Source organism: Micromonospora sp. CA-269861 (genome assembly GCF_050948505.1).
Lineage (GTDB): Bacteria > Actinomycetota > Actinomycetes > Mycobacteriales > Micromonosporaceae > Micromonospora.
The window spans coordinates 4,277,185-4,294,554 of sequence record NZ_CP192014.1; the positions used below are offsets into that span (position 1 = coordinate 4,277,185).

15 protein-coding genes are annotated in these 17,370 nt (G+C 70.9%); 5 read left to right on the forward strand and 10 right to left on the reverse strand.

The window, feature by feature from the left end; all coding sequences use genetic code 11:
* Positions 1–40 precede the first annotated feature (40 nt).
* Positions 41–934 carry an N-acetylmuramic acid 6-phosphate etherase gene (gene murQ, locus ACQP0U_RS19635; RefSeq protein WP_433309088.1) on the reverse strand — a complete coding sequence of 298 codons (894 nt, stop codon included), beginning with the start codon at positions 932–934 and terminating at the stop codon, positions 41–43.
* 256 nt (positions 935–1,190) lie between these two features.
* On the opposite strand from murQ, the gene ACQP0U_RS19640 reads away from it, so the two are divergent.
* From ACQP0U_RS19640 to ACQP0U_RS19650, 3 genes are read left to right on the forward strand one after another with little or no spacing between them, the layout of a single operon-like run.
* Positions 1,191–2,756 (forward strand): sodium:solute symporter, encoded by a 1,566-nt coding sequence (locus ACQP0U_RS19640; protein WP_433309089.1) that lies wholly within the window; start codon positions 1,191–1,193, stop codon positions 2,754–2,756.
* An 11-nt stretch (positions 2,757–2,767) separates the two neighbouring features.
* The gene (locus tag ACQP0U_RS19645; RefSeq protein WP_433309091.1) at positions 2,768–3,952 is read left to right on the forward strand and encodes an anhydro-N-acetylmuramic acid kinase; all 1,185 of its coding nucleotides are present in this window, start codon (positions 2,768–2,770) and stop codon (positions 3,950–3,952) included.
* 25 nt (positions 3,953–3,977) lie between these two features.
* Complete coding sequence (locus ACQP0U_RS19650) at positions 3,978–6,845, forward strand: FAD-binding and (Fe-S)-binding domain-containing protein (RefSeq protein WP_433309093.1); 2,868 nt, start codon at positions 3,978–3,980, stop codon at positions 6,843–6,845.
* Positions 6,846–6,915: 70 nt separating this feature from the next.
* Here the strand turns inward: ACQP0U_RS19650 and ACQP0U_RS19655 are convergent, their stop codons facing one another.
* The 4 genes from ACQP0U_RS19655 to ACQP0U_RS19670 all read right to left on the reverse strand — a co-directional run bounded on the left by ACQP0U_RS19655 (position 6,916) and on the right by ACQP0U_RS19670 (position 10,863).
* A complete protein-coding gene (locus ACQP0U_RS19655) occupies positions 6,916–7,839 on the reverse strand; it encodes a peptidase inhibitor family I36 protein (protein ID WP_433309094.1) in 924 nt (307 codons plus the stop codon).
* Positions 7,840–7,845: 6 nt separating this feature from the next.
* Positions 7,846–8,730 carry a peptidase inhibitor family I36 protein gene (locus ACQP0U_RS19660; protein WP_433309096.1) on the reverse strand — a complete coding sequence of 295 codons (885 nt, stop codon included), beginning with the start codon at positions 8,728–8,730 and terminating at the stop codon, positions 7,846–7,848.
* A gap of 33 nt (positions 8,731–8,763) precedes the next feature.
* Complete coding sequence (locus ACQP0U_RS19665) at positions 8,764–9,627, reverse strand: peptidoglycan-binding domain-containing protein (protein ID WP_433309098.1); 864 nt, start codon at positions 9,625–9,627, stop codon at positions 8,764–8,766.
* A 207-nt stretch (positions 9,628–9,834) separates the two neighbouring features.
* The gene (locus tag ACQP0U_RS19670) at positions 9,835–10,863 is read right to left on the reverse strand and encodes an NBR1-Ig-like domain-containing protein (protein WP_433309099.1); all 1,029 of its coding nucleotides are present in this window, start codon (positions 10,861–10,863) and stop codon (positions 9,835–9,837) included.
* A 137-nt stretch (positions 10,864–11,000) separates the two neighbouring features.
* Here ACQP0U_RS19670 and ACQP0U_RS19675 point away from each other — a divergent pair, with 137 nt between their 5' ends.
* Positions 11,001–11,417: a hypothetical protein gene (locus ACQP0U_RS19675; protein ID WP_433309101.1), complete on the forward strand. Its 417-nt coding sequence runs from the start codon at positions 11,001–11,003 to the stop codon at positions 11,415–11,417.
* Between the two features lie 61 nt (positions 11,418–11,478).
* Here ACQP0U_RS19675 and ACQP0U_RS19680 read toward each other — a convergent pair whose 3' ends face one another.
* Positions 11,479–12,927, reverse strand: a complete 1,449-nt coding sequence (locus ACQP0U_RS19680; RefSeq protein ID WP_433309103.1) for a serine hydrolase domain-containing protein — start codon at positions 12,925–12,927, stop codon at positions 11,479–11,481.
* A gap of 201 nt (positions 12,928–13,128) precedes the next feature.
* On the opposite strand from ACQP0U_RS19680, the gene ACQP0U_RS19685 reads away from it, so the two are divergent.
* A complete protein-coding gene (locus ACQP0U_RS19685; protein WP_433309105.1) occupies positions 13,129–13,710 on the forward strand; it encodes a TetR/AcrR family transcriptional regulator in 582 nt (193 codons plus the stop codon).
* A 55-nt stretch (positions 13,711–13,765) separates the two neighbouring features.
* Here ACQP0U_RS19685 and ACQP0U_RS19690 read toward each other — a convergent pair whose 3' ends face one another.
* From ACQP0U_RS19690 to ACQP0U_RS19705, 4 genes are all read right to left on the reverse strand, one after another.
* Positions 13,766–15,799, reverse strand: coding sequence for a hypothetical protein (locus ACQP0U_RS19690; protein ID WP_433309107.1), 2,034 nt, complete (start codon positions 15,797–15,799; stop codon positions 13,766–13,768).
* Positions 15,800–15,989: 190 nt separating this feature from the next.
* Complete coding sequence (locus ACQP0U_RS19695; protein ID WP_433309109.1) at positions 15,990–16,178, reverse strand: hypothetical protein; 189 nt, start codon at positions 16,176–16,178, stop codon at positions 15,990–15,992.
* Positions 16,179–16,269: 91 nt separating this feature from the next.
* Positions 16,270–16,911, reverse strand: a complete 642-nt coding sequence (locus ACQP0U_RS19700) for a GNAT family N-acetyltransferase (RefSeq protein WP_433309111.1) — start codon at positions 16,909–16,911, stop codon at positions 16,270–16,272.
* A gap of 141 nt (positions 16,912–17,052) precedes the next feature.
* Positions 17,053–17,226: a hypothetical protein gene (locus tag ACQP0U_RS19705; protein WP_433321353.1), complete on the reverse strand. Its 174-nt coding sequence runs from the start codon at positions 17,224–17,226 to the stop codon at positions 17,053–17,055.
* Positions 17,227–17,370: the final 144 nt, after the last annotated feature.

The window sequence follows — 17,370 nt, forward strand, 5'->3', positions numbered from 1 at the left end:
CTCACCCGGCCCGGTCGAGACGCCCCGGCGAACCCGTGGGTCAGGCCGCGACGGCCGCCCGGACGTCGTCGTCGGCGTCGCGCAGCCGGGCTGCGGCCTCCTCGGCGGTGCAGTTCGCCAGCAGCAGCACGATGGCCGTCTTGGCGTGACCCTGGGCTGCCGCGAGCGCCCGCGCGGCCGTGTCGAGATCGGTGTCGGCGGCCTCGGCGACGATCCGCCGCGCCCGGTCGACGAGCTTCTCGTTTGTGGCGTTCATGTCCACCATCAGATTGCCGTAGACCTTGCCGAGCCGGGCCATCGTGGCGGTCGAGAGCATGTTGCAGACCAGCTTCTCGGCGGTGCCGGCCTTGAGCCGGGTGGAGCCGGTGAGCACCTCGGGGCCGGTGGGCACCTCGATGGCGACGTCGGCGTGCCGGCTGGTCACCGCGTCGGTGTTGCAGGCCACGGAGACGGTCGCCGCGCCACGCGCGCGGGCGTGATCCAACCCGCCGACCACGTACGGGGTACGGCCGCTGGCGGCGAGCCCGACCACCGTGTCACGGGCGGTGAGACCGACCGCGTCGAGGTCGGCGACGGCGCGGGTCGGGTCGTCCTCGGCGCCCTCGACGGCGACGCCGAAGGCTCGTGCCCCGCCGGCGAGCAGACCGACGACCCGCTCGGGCGTCGTACCGAAGGTGGGTGGAATCTCGACGGCGTCGAGCATGCCGATCCGGCCGCTGGTGCCCGCCCCGAGGTAGATCAGCCGGCCGCCCTGTCGTAGCGACGCCACGATGACGTCGACGGCTGCGGCGATGTCCGGCACGGCCCGGCGGACGGCGTCGGCGACCGTCCGGTCCTCGTCGTTCATCGCGAGAAGCAACTCGGTGGGAGACATCCGGTCGAGGTCGCTGGTCTTGTCGTTGCGGGTCTCGGTGCCGAGGGTGCTGAGGTCCACGGGGTGCTCGTTCCTCTCGCTGGTGTGCAGTCGCCGGCCGGCGGGGAGAGGTCCTCCGGTCGCCCGGCGGCGGCTCACCGTCGAGCGCGTCCTCGCGACCCGCCGCCGCGGCCCAGGCCGAGGGCGCAGCTGCGAACAGTCCCCGTATCAGCAGGCTGAAACCACAGCGTAACCAGCCCGGACGGGCGGTGGCAAAAAGTTTCGCGTTACCCTGGGTCAGCGTCACTTATTGACAACCGCTGGTTGGGAGCGAGCCGTGCGTCAACTCGACCTCGTCGTGATCGTGCTGTACCTCGTGGTGATCGCCTTCGTCGGACTGCGCCTGTCCGGTAAACAGAAGTCCGCCAAGGACTACTTCGTGGGCGAGGGGCGACTGCCCTGGTGGACCGTCTCGTTCTCCGTGGTCGCCACTGAGACAAGCGTCCTGACCGTGATCAGTGTTCCCGGCGGCGCGTACAGCGGTCAGGGCTTCGGCAACGTCGAGCTGGCCCTGGGCTACGTCATCGGTCGGGTCGTCGTGGCCGCGGTGCTCATCCCCCTCTACAAGCGGGGTGGGTTCGTCAGCGCCTACCAGTACCTCGGTGAGCGGTTTGGCCTGAAACTCCAGGGTCTGGCGTCGGTCACGTTCGTCTTCACCCGCCTGCTCGCCGAGGGCGTACGGCTGTTCGCCTCGGCCATCCCCATCAAGCTTCTCCTCGACGAGTTCGGCCTGAACGTCGGCTACCAGGCCATCATCATCGTTCTCACGCTCATCACGGTGGTCTACACCTACCTCGGCGGCATCAAGGCGGTCATCTGGACCGATGCCATCCAGATGGGGCTGTACCTGGGCGGGGCGATCCTGGCCATCGCGGTGCTCAGCCACGCGGTCGGCTTCGACGGCTACTCGCAGGCGCTGGACGCCGGCAAGTTCCAGCTCTTCGACACCAACTTCGCGCTCGCGCACGTGCTCACCAGCCCGTTCGCCCTGCCGACCGCGATCATCGGTGGCGCGATCTTCGCGATGGCCAGCCACGGGTCGGACCAACTGATCGTCCAGCGCATCCTGTCCACGCGCACGCTGCGCGAGGGGCAGAAGGCGATGATCTCCTCGGGCATCTTCGTGGTGATCCAGTTCGCGGCGTTCTCCCTGGTCGGCGCGCTGCTGTGGTCGTACAACAAGGGTCAGACCTTCAAGGAACTCGGCCTGGCCAGTAGCGACAACCTCTACCCGAGCTTCATCCTGCACGCCCTTCCGGTGGGCATCTCGGGTCTGCTGGTGGCCGGCATCCTCGGCGCCGCGATGGGTTCGCTGTCGTCGGCGCTCAACTCGATGTCGAACTCCACGGTCGCCGACTTCATCCACAGCTTCTTCCGGAAGGTCCCGTCCGACGACGTGATGCTCCGGCTCGCCCGGGTGATGACCCTGGTCTGGGCGGTGCTGATGGCGATCTTCGCCTGCGCGTTCAGCTCCAGCACCGGAAACGTCTACCTGACCGGTCTGACCATCGCCGGCTACACCTACGGGGCGCTGCTCGGGGCCTTCCTGCTCGGCCGTCTCGTGAAGCGGGCCAACCAGGTCGACGCGGTGATCGCCTTCCTCGTCACCGTGGCGGTGATGACCTACATCGTCCGCTACGTCAAGATCGATGTGACGACGGCCGGGACCACCACCGCCACCGCCATCGCCGCGCAGTGGCTGGTCCCGATCGGCGTCCTGATCACCCTGGTCGTCGGCGCGGTGTCGAGCCGGTTCCACCCGGCGCCGGAGACGCCGTACGACCATGGACGTACCGACGACGTCGACGACGATTCCGTCGCGACGCCGGTCGGCCGGGCGTGAAGGAGGACGTGATGCGCGTGATCGGCCTGATGTCCGGAACCTCCTACGACGGCATCGAAGCCGCCGCGGCCGAGTTCGACATGAGCGGCGACACAGTGCGGATGCGGCCGCTGGGCCGGCTCAGCCACCCGTACTCCGACGAGCTGCGCGGGCAGATCGCCGCCGCCCTGCCGCCCGCGCCGACCACCACCGAGGCGATCTGCGTGCTGGACACCGGCATCGGCCAGGCCTTCGCCGAGGCCGGCGTGCGGGCACTCGCGGAGCTGTGCGACGGCGATGCCGACCTGGTCGTCTCGCACGGGCAGACCATGCACCACTGGGTCGAGGCTGGCACGGTTCGGGGCACTCTCCAGCTGGGGCAGCCGGCCTGGATCGCGGAGGCCACCGGCGTCCCGGTCGTGGCCGACCTGCGCAGCCGCGACGTCGCCGCCGGTGGCCAGGGCGCTCCCCTGGTCGCCCTCTTCGACGCGCTGCTGCTGGGCGGCCTGCCCGGCGTCCCGGCCGCCCTGAACCTGGGCGGCATCGCCAACATCACCGTCGTCGCGCCGGACGCGGACCCGCTCGCATTCGACACCGGCCCGGCGAACGCGCTCCTCGACGCCGCCGCCCGCCACTTCAGCGGCGGCACCGAGGAGTACGACCGGGACGGGCGCGGGGCGGCCGCCGGGCAGGTCAACCCGGCCCTGCTGCGGCGGCTGCTCGACGAGCCGTACTACCGGCTGCCCGGCCCGAAGAGCACCGGGAAGGAGCTGTTCCACGGGCCCTACCTGCTCGCCGCCCTCGCCGACGCGCCCACGCCGGATCCGCAGGACGTGTTGGCCACGCTCACCCGGCTGACGGCGGTCACGGTGGCCGGCGCCTGCCGCGACCACGGCGTGACCCGGCTCGTCGTCTCCGGCGGTGGCGCGCACAATCCGACGCTGATGCGCATGATCGCCGACGAGCTGCCCGGCGTCCACCTGTCGTCAAGCGACGACCTGGGCATCGCGTCGGACGCCAAGGAGGCGCTGGCCTTCGCGCTGCTGGGCTACCTGACCGTGCACGGACTGCCGGGCACCCTGCGGTCGGGGACCGGCGCGCGACACGCCTCCGTGCTCGGCAGCATCACCCCCGGCCGGCAGCCGCTGCGGCTGCCGACTCCGGTCAGCACCGCCCCTGCCCGGTTGCTGGTCGTCGCGTCTCCGGTGGCCGACTGATCACCCCTCCCAGGAGGATCCGCCCATGAGCACCGTCGTACCCACACCGACCGCGGCCGGCGCTCGCGCCCGCGAGGTCGCCGACCTGCTCCGCTCACGCCTCGATGATCCGAGCCGGGCCAGCGCCGAGCTGCCCCGGCGGCTGGCGGCGGCACACGACGCCTCGCCGTACCTGTTCGAGCCGCAGGCAGTGGTCCGCGCCGCCTCGGCGGCCGAGGTGGGGGCGCTGATGGCCGGTGCCCGGGAGGCCGGCGTGCCGCTGACCCTGCGCGGCGGCGGCACCAGTCTCGCCGGGCAGGCCGGCGGCGCGGGCGTGCTCGTCGACGTCCGCACCGACTGGCGGCACGCCGAGGTCCTCGACGACGGCCGGCGCATCCGACTCCAGCCGGGTCTGACGATCCGGCAGGCCAACGCTCGGCTGGCCCGCTACCGACGCCGGCTCGGCCCGGACCCGGCCAGCGAGGCCGCCTGCACGGTCGGTGGCATGGTGGCCAACAACTCCAGCGGGATGACCTGCGGCACCACCGACAACGCGTACCGCACCATGGAGTCGCTGCGCTTCGTGCTCCCGTCCGGCACCGTCGTCGACTCCGGCGTCCGCGACGCCGACGACCGGCTGCGGGCCGACGAGCCCGAGCTGCACGCCGGGCTGCTGCGCCTGCGTGACCGGGTGCGCTCGACGCCGGGGTCGCGCGCCACCGTCGAGCGGCTGTTCGCGATGAAGAACACCATGGGGTACGGGCTGAACTCGTTGCTCGACCACAGCAGCCCGGTCGAGATGCTGGCCCACCTGATGATCGGCAGCGAGGGCACTCTCGGTTTCGTGGCCGAGGCTGTCTTCCGTACCGTCGAGATCCACGACCATGCCGCCACGGGCCTGCTGATCCTGCCCGGGCTCACCGACGCCACCGACGCGCTGCCGGCCCTGCTCGCCGTCGGAGCCCGTACCGCCGAACTGCTCGACGCGGCCGCGCTGCGGGTCAGCCAGCGCGACCCGGGCGCGAGCCGGGCCCTGCGCGGACTGACTGTCGACGGCCATGCCGCGCTGCTCGTGGAGTTCGCCGAGGACAGCGCGGAGCGGCTGGCCGCGACGCTCGCCGACGCCCGGCCCGTGCTCGACCGGCTGCCGGCCGTCACCGGCACCGAGCTGACCCGCGACCCCCGTGAACGGGCCAACCTCTGGCACCTGCGCAAGGGCCTCTACACGGCCGTCGCCGGGGCCCGTCCGCCCGGCACCACGGCCCTGCTGGAGGACGTCGCGGTGCCGATGCCACGCCTGACCGGCACCTGCGACGGGCTGATCCGCCTGTTCGACAGGCACGGCTACCCGGACGCGGTGATCTTCGGACACGCCCGGGACGGCAACCTGCACTTCATGCTGACCCAGTCCTTCGACACCCCGGCCGAGATCGACCGCTACGCCCGGTTCACCGACGACATGGTCGACCTCGTGCTTGCCGAGGGGGGAACGCTCAAGGCGGAGCACGGCACCGGGCGGGCCATGGCGCCCTTCGTCCGCCGGCAGTACGGCGACGAGCTGTACGACGTGATGCGCGAGCTCAAGCGGTTGTGCGACCCGAGCGGCCTGCTCAACCCCGGTGTGCTGCTCAACGACGACCCGACAGTGCACCTGCGCCAGCTCAAGGCCGTCCCGACGGTCGACCCCGAGCTGGACGCCTGCGTCGAGTGTGGCTACTGCGAGCCGGTCTGCCCCACCGCCGACGTCACCACCACTCCCCGGCAGCGCATCGTCCTGCAACGGCAGATCGCCCTCGCCGCCGCGGCCGGCGACGAGGAGCGCCGCCGGGAGCTGGCCGCCGACTACGAGTACGCCGCGGTGGACAGCTGCGCCGCGGACAGCCTCTGCGTCACCGCCTGCCCGGTCGGCATCGACACCGGGGCGGCGATGAAGCGGCTGCGCGCCGAACGGCACAGCCCTCGCGCCCAGCGCACCGCCCGCACCGCCGCGCGGCACTGGCAGGCCGCCGTGACGGGCGTGCGGGTGGGACTGACCGCCGCGCACGCCGTACCGACGCCGGTGACCCGCGCCGCCACCGGGGTGATCCGTGGGCTCGGCGGAACCGAACTCATGCCGCGGTGGAGCGGCGACATGCCGCGCGCCGGTGCTCCCCGCCCGGCACCCCGAAGCGCGCCGGACGCCCGGGCGGTGTTCTTCGCGGCCTGCGTCGGCAGCCTCTTCGCACCGGAGGACGGCCCGCGCGGCGGAACGGCTGCGGCGTTCCTGCGCCTCTGCGAACTGGCGGGGGTGCCGCTCGTCGTACCGACCGGCACGGCGGGCCTGTGCTGCGGAACGCCGTGGCAGTCCAAGGGCTACCCCGCCGGTCACCGCGAGATGGCCGAGCGGACCCTGGCCGCGCTCTGGGCCGCCAGCGACGAGGGCCGGCTGCCCGTCGTGTGCGACGCGTCGTCCTGCACGCACGGGCTGACGCAGCTCACCGCCGCACTGGCCGAGGAGGACCAGGCACGGTACGCCGCGCTGCGCTTCGTCGACAGCGTGACCTTCACCGCCGAACACCTCCTGCCGGCGCTGCCGCAGCCCCGGCGACTGGGCTCGCTGGCCCTGCACCCCACCTGCTCCACAGTGCACCTGGGCGGCATCGACGACCTGCACACGGTGGCTCAGGCGGTAGCCGACACCGTCACCGTGCCGGACAACTGGGGGTGCTGCGCCTTCGCCGGTGACCGGGGAATGCTGCACCCGGAGGTCACCGCCGGCGCCACCGCCGCGCAGGCCGCCGAGATCAACAAACGCGACCACGACGCGTACGCCTCGTGCAACCGCACCTGCGAGATGGGCATGAGCCGGGCGACAGGCCAGCCGTACCGGCATGTGCTGGAGGTTCTCGTCGAGGCGGTCGAGCCGCCGGCGTAGTCGACGGTGGCGTACCGACGAACGCGCCGCCCGCCGCGGACTGCGGCGGGCGGCGCTGTTGGTGCCTGACTCAGGAGAGCGCGATGTCGCGGTAGTAGTAGCGCAGAATCGTCTGGTAGTTCTTGCCCGCGTTCGCCTGGTCACGGGAGCCGTACTGCGACATCCAGTCCCCGTCCACCCAGCCACCGCAGGCGGTTGTCGTCGCGCAGTAGTGCGCCCGCAGGATGTTGCCGCTCCGGGTCATTCGCACCGACCAGGTCCGGTCCACCGCGGCGGACGTCGATGAGACTGCCGATGACGGCCGGTAGACCTGGTCGCCGGTGTCGTCCCGAACGTCGTAGCACTGTCCGCCAGAGGTCTTGCGGGTCGAGTGCAGAGCCCAGTACCAGCCGTAGCTCTTGACGGCCATGGCACCGGCGTCCAGCGAGGCGGCCGGCCAGCTCGTGATCCACTCGTTCGGGAGGACGTTCTTGACGTACGTCTTGAAGTCGACCCGATCGACCCGCCCGAGACTGACCCGGTAGACGAGGATGGTGCTCGGCAGCTTGCTGTGGGTGCCGTCGGTGCTACAGCCCGTCGGCCCGCTCACCAACTCGTGCGAGGCGTTGTTGTTCTTCAGCGTGGCATTGAGGTTGCCCTTCGCCCCGGCCGCGAAGTCCTGGGTCGCACCGGCGAAGTTGCTGTTGAAGTAGACCCGCACCGTCTTGCTGGTCCGGTTCCACACCGACGCGGCGTTGTTCTTCACGCACAGGCCCTTGCCGCTGCCCGCGCCCTTGAAGTCGTAGCAGGTCGGTTGGGTCGTACCGTAGTCGTCCAGTGAGTCGGTGAAGTCGGAGACCGAGCCGGCCTGGTTGCTGTTGTAGTAGTAGCAGAACTCGCCGCTGTCGCAGGTTCCGTCCCGTTCGGCCGCCGCTGCCGGCGAGGCAACACTCAGGATGGAGGTGGACATGGCGAGGACGGCGCCGACGACGGCGAGGCCCTTGCGGATATTCATGGCGTCCTACCTCTCGTTGTAGCCCTGGGAGTTCCAGAACGAGGTCGGGTCGGCGTTGTCAAGGGTGGGGTCACCGACGCTGACGGCCGCGTGGGTCTGCCGGCCGGCCCGGACCTCGACGTGGGTGTGCGCGCCCGAGCTGGAGGACACCCCGTGCCACGACTCATCGGCGATGATCTCGCCCTTGCTGATGGCGTCGCCCACGCTCACCGCGGACTTCGGCGCGGTGTGCAGGTAGATCACCGACTTGTTGAGCGACGAGTTGTAGACGGAGATCGTGGACAGGCCGCCGCTGCCGGTGTTGCCCCGCGCGACGTAGATGACCGTTCCGGAGACCAGGGCGCGCACGTCCGAGCCGACGCTGCGGGCGATGTCGATGCCCTCGTGCCGGCCGGGCGTCGTGGTGTAACCGTCGAAGGCGCACGTGACAGTGCCGCCGCTGGCCTGGTAGAGCGCGTACGACAGGTTCGTGCGCGTCGACGGCGAGAACTGGTGCGAGGCGTTGTTGTTCTTCAGCGTGGCGTTGAGGTTGCCCTTCGCGCCGGCCGCGAAGTCCTGGTAAGAACCGGCGTAACCGCTGTTGTAGTAGACGCGTACGGTCTTGGTGCTGCGGTTCCAGACCGAGGCGGCCTCGTTCTTGATGCACAGGCCCTTGCCAGCGCCAGCGCCCTTGAAGTCGTAGCACGAGGGCTGCTCGGTGCCGTAGTCGTCGAGCGAAGCGGTGAAGTCCGAGATCGATCCCGCGTTGTCGCTGTTGTAGTAGTAGCAGAACTCGCCGCTGTCGCAGACCCCGTCCCGGGCCGCCGCCGACGCGGGCGACGCGACGCTGAGGATCGAGGTGGTCGCGGCCAGCGCGACGCCGGCGGCGGCCAGGCTCTTACGGATGTTCATGGTGTCCTTTCGGAAACGGTGAAGGGGTGCGGGTCACAGCCCGCGCTGGTACTGCTCCCAGGTCCTGATCGGAACCTGGGGGCCGTCGTCCGGTCCCTGGTTGGCCAGGCCGTTCATGCCGAGGTAGTAGTCCCCGACCTGGTGCTGTGCCTGGCTGGACAGGTCCGTGTCGTTGATCGCGTTGGCGTGGATGTGCCACGGCCAGTCGCCCTGGTTCGGGTTGCGGACCCAGGCGGCGAAGCCGACCTTGCGCAGGGCCCGGGCCACGGCGGTGCGCTTGGCCGCGGTCATGCCGGTGACCGCGATGTCCACCACGCCCCCGCCGTCGTGCGTACCGGCCGAGGTCGGGTCGCCCCCGGGGTTGTACGAACCCTGGTCGAGCACCAGCGTGTAGCCGAGCAGACGCTGGGCCTCGGCCAGCATCGCCTGGGTACGCGCGTTGACGACGTACCCGTCACGCTGGACCTTCGCGCCCGGGCCGATCGTGTTGCCGACGGTGTAACGGTTCTGCCCGAGCTTCGTCAGCGACGTCGTGCCGGGCAGCCCGTTCGCGGCCAGCCCGGTGTAGCCGAGCGAGCGTTGGTACGCCGCGTACGCGGAGACGGTCACGGTGCCGAAGTAGCCGTCGACCCACTGCGCGTTCAGCAGACCCTGCGCCTGCAACGCCTGCTCCACGGCGAGCACGGAGTTCTTCGCGCCCGGAGTCAGTGTGTTGTCGGCGCGGCGGGGGTCGATCTGGGCGGCCAGGACGGTGGCCTCCATGTCCACGACCGGCCGCGCGGCCGTGGTGACGGTTCGCTGCGCTGTGGCGCCGGATGTCGCGGCCCACGCGTGGGCCGGAACGCCGACGGCCACGCAGAGCGCGGCGAGCCCGACGGATAACCAGGGACGGCGCAAGGTTGATCCTCCTCGCAGTTGGTGAGTCGTTCGGAACGGACATCACCTTGCGAGAAGCGGCCTGCTGTTCGGTACCCCTTGTGTCTGTCAGATCCGTCAGGGTGGTGCCGACCTCGACGGATGCGGTGTTGTCAGCTTTGCCGGCACCCCGGGACTGACATCGAGCGTTCGCAATCTGACACCGGTCGAGGCGACCGGCGAGCGCGCTCAGGCGATGACGGTGACCATGAAATACACCGGCCGGCGGGTGGGAAAGTACTCCTGCCCGTTCTCGTCGACCATCTTCCAACTGACCCAGCACTTCCCGGGACGGCTCGGCGCGGTGACCTCGACACTGATCATCACCTGCTCGTCGGGCGGTGTGTCACCGATCGCCACCCGGTCCGGCACCTGGCAACCGTCGGCGTCGGCCGTCGGGTTGGTCCGCGCCAGGAAACGGTTGTGCCAGGCGACCTTCCCGACGTTCTTGAGGGCCCACACCTTGACGAACTGGGAGTTCACCCGCACCCGCGTGCCGTCGGGGATGGTGACATCGGAGATGAACTTGCTCGAGTCGCCGGGGATGAGCGAGTCCGAGAACCCAGACGCTGACGGCGACACCGACGGTGTGGACGACCCCGCCACGGCGCCGGGGTCGTTCCCGGCCGACCGGCCGCGAACGATGACGCCCAGGACGGCGACGATCGTCACCACCAGGACCACTGCGGCGGCGGCGAGCCAGGGCAGCCGGTGCCGCCGCGCACCCACCACCTCCTCGTCGGTCTGCGGGTACGCGGTGGCCCGCACCGCGCTCTTCTCCTTCGACGACGTCGCGGAGACGCCGGACACGACGGGCCCAGGGGTGTCCGGGGCGTCGGTCCCGGTGCCGGTCCTCCTCTCACCCGGGGTGATCGGGGTTTCGGCGTCGGTCGGGGAATCGGTGCTGACCGGCGAGACTTCGGCATCCGCGATGCCGTGGACCGTCCTGGGGCGCTGCGCGTCCTCCCATCGACGCCGCCACTGGACCTCGTCGGCCTCGCAGGCTCGGACGAACTCCCGGACGGTCTCCCAGGAGGGGAACCTGGTCCCAGCGGCGGCCTCGTGCAGCGTGGTGTGCGAGATCCGGCCCGACCGCCCGGCCATCTTGCGGAAGGACGGGTCGCCCGCGGCGGTGCGCAGGGTCCGTAGCTGTTCGGCGAACCTCTCGGCGGCCTGTCTGTCCTGAGTCGACTCGGCGGCGGCACGCTGGTCCTTCATCACTCCCCCATGTCAGACGACGTCGTCAGGCGTTGTCAGAGCGTGTCAGAGGGTACCGAACGGGCCAAGGCCACCATCAATGTGGTGCATCGACGACATCGGGCTCGACGGTCCCGGTGCATTGAAGGAGGTCATCGATGAAAAGCCTTACCCGACGTGGGGTCCGCATCCTCGCGGCTGCCGGTCTGGCTGTGCCCGCCACGCTGGCGTTCGCCGGGCCCGCGCACGCCGAGACCAACCCGCGCTGCGCGGGCTCGGTGCAGATCGGCGCGACCGCGTACGTCACCGTCGGCGGTCAGACCGCGGCATCTGTCAAGCAGTACAAGGGGTGCGGTAAGAACTACGCCTACACGTACGTGTGGCAGCAGTACCGGGCCAGCCACGGCTCGTACCAGGTCTGCACCTCCATCGTGACCGGAACCACGCTGCGCGACCTGCAGTGTTCCAGCGGCCCGGAGGTCTGGTCCTTGGGCGCCAACACGCTGTCGGTGTGCACCCGGGCCCTCGGCGGCATCTCGGACGTGGCGCAGAAGGAGACCGAGGTGCGCTGCTGACCCCGGCGACTCGATGTCTCCCCGGCGGGGCGCTGGCACGGACCAGCGCCCCGCCGCGCGGTCAGGCGACCTTGGGAGTGGCGCGCATCCCCACGTAGCAGACCTGGGTGCCGTCGGTGAGGGTGGAGAAGACCACAGGCATGTAGTCCTCGCTGAACGACGGGCCCGCGCCGGAGGCGGCGAAGACCGTTGCGGTGACCGGTTCCAGGTCCATCTCCAGAGGCGGTGACATGTGCTTCATGTCGTCGACGAACTCGTACCGCAGGTGCGGTGAGCCGTCACCGGTGCGGGAGACGGTGAGGAGGACACCCTCACGCCGGTACGTGCCGAGCAGCGGTTCGAGGTCGATCGGGGGTGGTACGGGGGCCGGGGCGAACGGCGCGGGCATGGTGACGTCGGCGAGTTCGGCGAGCAGGTCGCGGAACAGGTCGGCGTAGAGCAGGCGGGCCGCGCCGCCGTTGGTCATCAGGACCAGGGCGAGGTTCGCGTGCGGGACGACGCGCAGGTACGCGTACTGGCCGATGGCTGCTCCGTCGTGGCCGTAGCCGGAGATGCCGTCCCAGTCGTAGAGCGTCCACCCCAGACCCCACCCGTCGGCGCTCACCGTCCACTTGTCAGGTACGTCGACGGCGCGGTGCCGCATGGCGGCGACAGCATCGGTGGACAGCACCCGGGTGCCGTCGGGCGCGAGGCCGCCGTCGAGGTGCATCCGGGCGAAGCGGGCCATGTCGCCGGCGGAGACGATGACCCTGCCCGCCGGGCCCATCGAGCGGGGCATCAGGTCCCAGGACGGGGCCGGGTCGGGATATCCGCCGGATTCGCCCAGGTGGCTCATGGCGACCCGGAAGCGCAGGGCCTCCTCCGGCAGCGTCATCGAGCGTTCCAGGCCGAGCGGCTCGAAGAGGAGGCTCTTGAGAGCCTGGTCCCAGGTGAGGCCCGTGAGTTTTTCGATGACGCGGCCCAGGACGATGTAGCCGAGCCCGCCGTACGAGATGGCGGTGCCGGGCGGGCAGTCCAGCGCCACCCGTCGTGCGGCGCTCACGTACCGGGCGAGGCAGTCGTCACCCCGGCCGCCGTCGAAGTTGAAGTCGTTGGTCACGCCGCCGGTGTGGGACAGCAACTGGCGAATGGTGATGGTTCTGGTCGCCTCGGGGTCCGGGGTGGCGAACTCCGGCAGCACGTCGACGACCGGCGCGTGCAGGTCCAGCTTCCCCTCGTCGGCGAGCCGCATGATGAGCGTCGCGGTGTAGACCTTCGCGATCGAGCCGGACAGGAACACCGAGTCCGGGGTGACCGCCGTGCCGGTGCCGCGGTGCAGCACCCCGCTGGCCAGCTCGTGGACCTCCCCGTCGAGCAGCACGGCCAGGCTCGCGCCGGGGACGTGGTGCGTGTGGCGCAGCTCGTCGAACCGTCGCTGCCAGCGGTCGACGTCGAATCGCCGGCCGGGCGACCTCTGTGCGAGCGGGGGGTGCCTGTCGCTGTCGGCGTTCCAGCTCAGGGTCTCGGTCATGGTGCTTCCCTTCGGTAGATCAGGTGTTCACAGCTCTCGGCAAGCCGGAGAGGCAGAGGGGCTGGTCGCGCCACGGCGTGGCGGCGACGTCGATGTCAGCGATTCCGGAACGGCACGTGCCGTGCCGTTGCGGATCGCGCTCAGTCTGGTCACACGTTCGGGGATTGTCAACGGCACGTGCCGTGCCGCTACAGTGACGGCATGAGCGACGACCGCCGAACCAGGGCCGCAGACCGGACCCAAGCGATCATGCGTACGACACTGGAGCTGGCGCAGGAGGTCGGTTACGCCAAACTCAGCATCGAGGGGGTGGCGGCCCGCTCCGGCGTCGGCAAGCACACGATCTACCGGCGCTGGCCCTCCAAGGGCGCCCTGTTCCTGGACGCGGTGCTCACCTCAGGCGAACCCGCGCTCGACTACCCCGACACCGGCGACATCGTGGCCGACCTGCGCCAGCAGATCCACGCGGCGGTCGACCTCCTGGGCCAGCCGCCACTGGGCCCCCTGTACCGGGCCCTGGTGGGCGAGGCGCAGCACGATCCGCTGGTCGCCGCCGCGCTCAACGAACGCTTCATCCGCCCGCAGGCGGACCGGACCGTCGCCCGGCTCCGGAGCGCCCAGCAGCAGGGGCAGATCCCACCCGAGTTCGACCTGGAGGTGGCCATGGCGATCCTGTCCGGCCCGCTCTACTTCAGGTTCCTCATCACGCAGGAGCCGTTGACCCACGAGTACGTCGAGCGCGTACTCACGGCTCTCCTCGTCGGGATGACGCCACGGTCGTAGTGCCCGCCTTCCGCGCCGGAGGCCCGCCGGGACGGTGGTCCCGGCGGGCCCGGCGTCACGGGCAGGGTGTGCGCGCGCAGACGTCGACGACCTTTCCGGTGAGCAGGAAGACCGCCTTCTGTTTCTGGGCACCGGCCTGGGCGCGGGGGAACTCGTGCGGATCGTCGCCGAACTCCGGCCCGGCCGGGGCGAGGTTGGTCGGCGGTGGCGCGTAGGCCGCGCCACTGTTCCAGATCACCATCGCCGAGCCGGTGTACGGGTAGCGGCGGATCGGCGGGATGCCCCAGTACGGTCGCACGTCCAGTGACCAGCCGTCGGCGAGCGCGGGGGTGTGCAGGCGTGCGCCGATGGTGCGTGCCTGCACCTCCGCCGCGGCGGGCGAGACCTGCTGGTCGCCGAAGGCCACGTGCATCAGCACCTGGTGCGCCGGTGTCCGCGGAAGTGGTCGGTCGGTCATGTGCTGGGCGTACCCGTTGGCCTCGGACCGGTCCCACAACATCTGCAGCAGCGCGAGGATCAGCTGTTGGTCGACCTTGTCCGGGTAGTAGCCGTCGAGCACGGTCTGGAACGGCGCGAAGTCCACGCTGCGTTGCAGCAGTGTGGAGTAGTTCATCGCCGGTACGCCGAGCACCGACCGGGTCCAGTCCTGGGCGATGGCGGTGAGCGCCCCGCCGTTGATGCCGCCCTGGCTGTTGCCGTCGTAGTGCAGCCCGCCACCGCGATTGATCAGCGGTCGTGCGGTGTCGTCCCGGAACGCCGGGTGGGCGGCGAACCCAGCCGGGTGGATCATCGCGCGGCCCAGGAAGAGGAAGTTCAGGAAGCTCTGCTGCAACCGGTCCGCCACCGCGGGGAAGACACTGAGGTCGGTGAAGGCGCCGGCCACGTAGGGGACGTCGGCGGCGGCCATGCCGATCCAACTTGTCGCGCAGAAGGTGAAGTTGTGGGTGTTCGACATCGTCTTGACGTTGCCGGCGTTGATCTCTGTCGGTCGGCCGAGCAGCCCGTGGCCGTAGAGCGAGAGGTGCGCCGGCCTCGCGGCCGAGGCGCTGCGCGGGATGTTGCAGACGAAGTCCGCCGCCACAGTCGTGCCGGACGGCGTGGGCAGGGCGTCCGGCGTGGGCGGCGTCCCGACGCCGCCGGCCGGGCCGTAGTGCAGCCGGGAGCCGGGCCCGCCGTTGCCGGTCAGATAGGACGGTACGGCGACGGTGCCGGTCACCTGCCGGGCGATCAGCGGATCCTGCTCCGCTGGATAGTCGGTCACCTGGGTGACGGTGACCGACGGCGCGGCCCGGCCGAGGTCGGCGAACGCGTCGTCCCGGACCGCCAGCATCCTCCCGGTCAGCCCGTGCCGGCTGGCCACCGTGAAGTCCCAGGCCAGGTAGAGGCTGTGCCGCTTGACGCCGGTCCGGGTCAGATCGGTGAGGATCCGCCTCAGCTGCGGCACCCGGGAGTCCCGATGCTGGAGGCCGGCGCCTGTCAGGTACGCCGTGAACGCCTTCGGCGCCGGAATCAACGCCCCGTCGCCGTCGCGCAGACCACGCAACCCCACGACGTAGCGGGTGCCCTCGTCAAGCGCCACCGCCGGCCGGATGATCAGCAGTTGACGGTCGGGCTGGCCGGCCGCATGCGCGTCCAGTTCGGCCCAGTACGGCGTGCGCTTGCCGGTCCGGGTGTTGAGCAGCACGATCGGCGCGTCCGGCGCCAGCGAGCGGCCGATGTCGGTGACCGGCGCGATCCCGCTCGCCGCGGCGTCGAGGCCGGGGACGCGCACCAGGATCGGTGAGCCAGGGCTGAACCCGTCCTGCCGGTTCCACTCCGTCGGGTCGATCGGGGTCCCCTGCACGTTGGCGGGCATCGCGGCGGCGGTGAACCGCACCCGCTTGCCGGTGGGGCTGCTCCGGTCCGGCACGGTGAAGTAGTCGTTCGGGAACGGCAGCAGGCAGGCGGTCGGGTCGATCGGATCGCAGGACGGGTGCCCGGGCGGTACGGGAGCCGTTGGCGGTGCGGCAGGGGCCGCCGTGCCGAGCAGGACGGCGCCCGCTGTCACCAGCACTGACACGGCGAGGCGGAGCCCTCTGGAGGTGGTCACACGCAACTCCTTCGACGCTGGACGGCGGATCGACGGGTGGTGTTCTTCCTACGCTTGTGAAAGAAGCTCAGCAAGCGTCGATGTGTCCGCCCCCACCCGCACGCGGGCGGCGCTGCAACAGCACGCCGCCCGCGATCGATCGCCCTCCGGCTGCCGGCCAGGCCCGCGCCGACGACACCTCACGGGAAGGTCACTCGGTGATCACCGGCCAGGCGTAGGCGAGCAGGGCGCAGGCGGCACCCAGAAGCGCGAGCGAGACACCCCTCGTGGGCAGCGGCAGGGCAGCGAGCACGATCAGGATGACGGCGACGACGTAGAGAAATGCCTGGACCGACATGGTGAACTCCTCGATCAGGGGGTAGAGGGCGGCTGCCTTCATCCGCCGGGATGCCCCCGGCCGTGATCGCGGAAACGTCCTGCCGATCACGGTTCGGCCCACAGTGGTACGTCCGGCCCGCCCGGAGCGGTGCCTACCTCGCGAGAAGCAACGCTTCGGCGCCCACCGGTCGAAACCCCGCCGCCTGGAAGGCGCGCACACTGCGCGCGTTGCCGGCGGCCTGCTGGGCCCAGACCGGCTGGCCGTCGGGCACCAGATGTCGGGCGGCCGTCGCCAGCGCCCGCCCCAGGCCCCGGTGGCGACGCTCGTCGTCGACCTCCACCGCCGCCTCCCAACGGCCGGCCACCCCCCGGCCCAGGACGACCACCCCTCCCTCGGCGGCCCAGACGCGGACGTCGTCACGGCGTCGACGTGCCCTGACCTCGCGGGGATGATCGGCGTCGGCACGCTCGGTGAGCCGCAGTGGCGGCGGTCCGGCAAGGCGACTCGCGACGGTCAGCAGGTCGATCGTGTCCATGGACCGCCGGGTGCGGTCGAGCAGCGCACCCAGGAAACGCGGATTCATCGTGGCCGCCAGGGAGTCACAGTCGAGAGCCGCCAGCGTCCGACGTACCCACTGGGGGTCTTCGTCGGTGAACACCACCGAGTGCCCGGTGAAGGCGATGACCCCGGCGTCACGGCGGCTCGGCTGCGCGACCACTGTCGTCCCGCCGTCCGGCGGCGGAAAGTGCCCGTGCGCCGCCGCGTCCAGGATGTCGGCCAACGTGCGGTCCATTGTCGCCCTCTCCTCGGTCCCGGTCCGCGCGGCTGCCGAGAGCCGACGCAGCGATGCGCTTCCCGACCCCTGCCACCGCGCGGACCACACAGTGTCCAGACATCCTGCCGCGTGAGATACCGGTGCGCTGGCGCGTGACCGCTACGTCATCGGCATCACTGTCTGGGTCGAGTGCCTGCGGTACCGGATCCGGGGCCGGCCGTCGGCGGCGAGGTCGACATCCGTGCGTACCTGGAAGACCTCCTCGATCCGGCTCGTGGTGAGCACCTCGACGGGCGTACCCGCCGCGACCACCCGGCCCCCGTACAGCAGCACCAGCCGGTCGCAGTACTGGGGCGGCCAGATTGAGGTCGTGCAGGGTCACCACCACGGTGCTGGACGACTCGGCGAGGAACCGCAGCAAGTCCAGTTGATGCCGGATGTCCAGATGGTTCGTCGGCTCGTCGAGCAGCAGCAGAT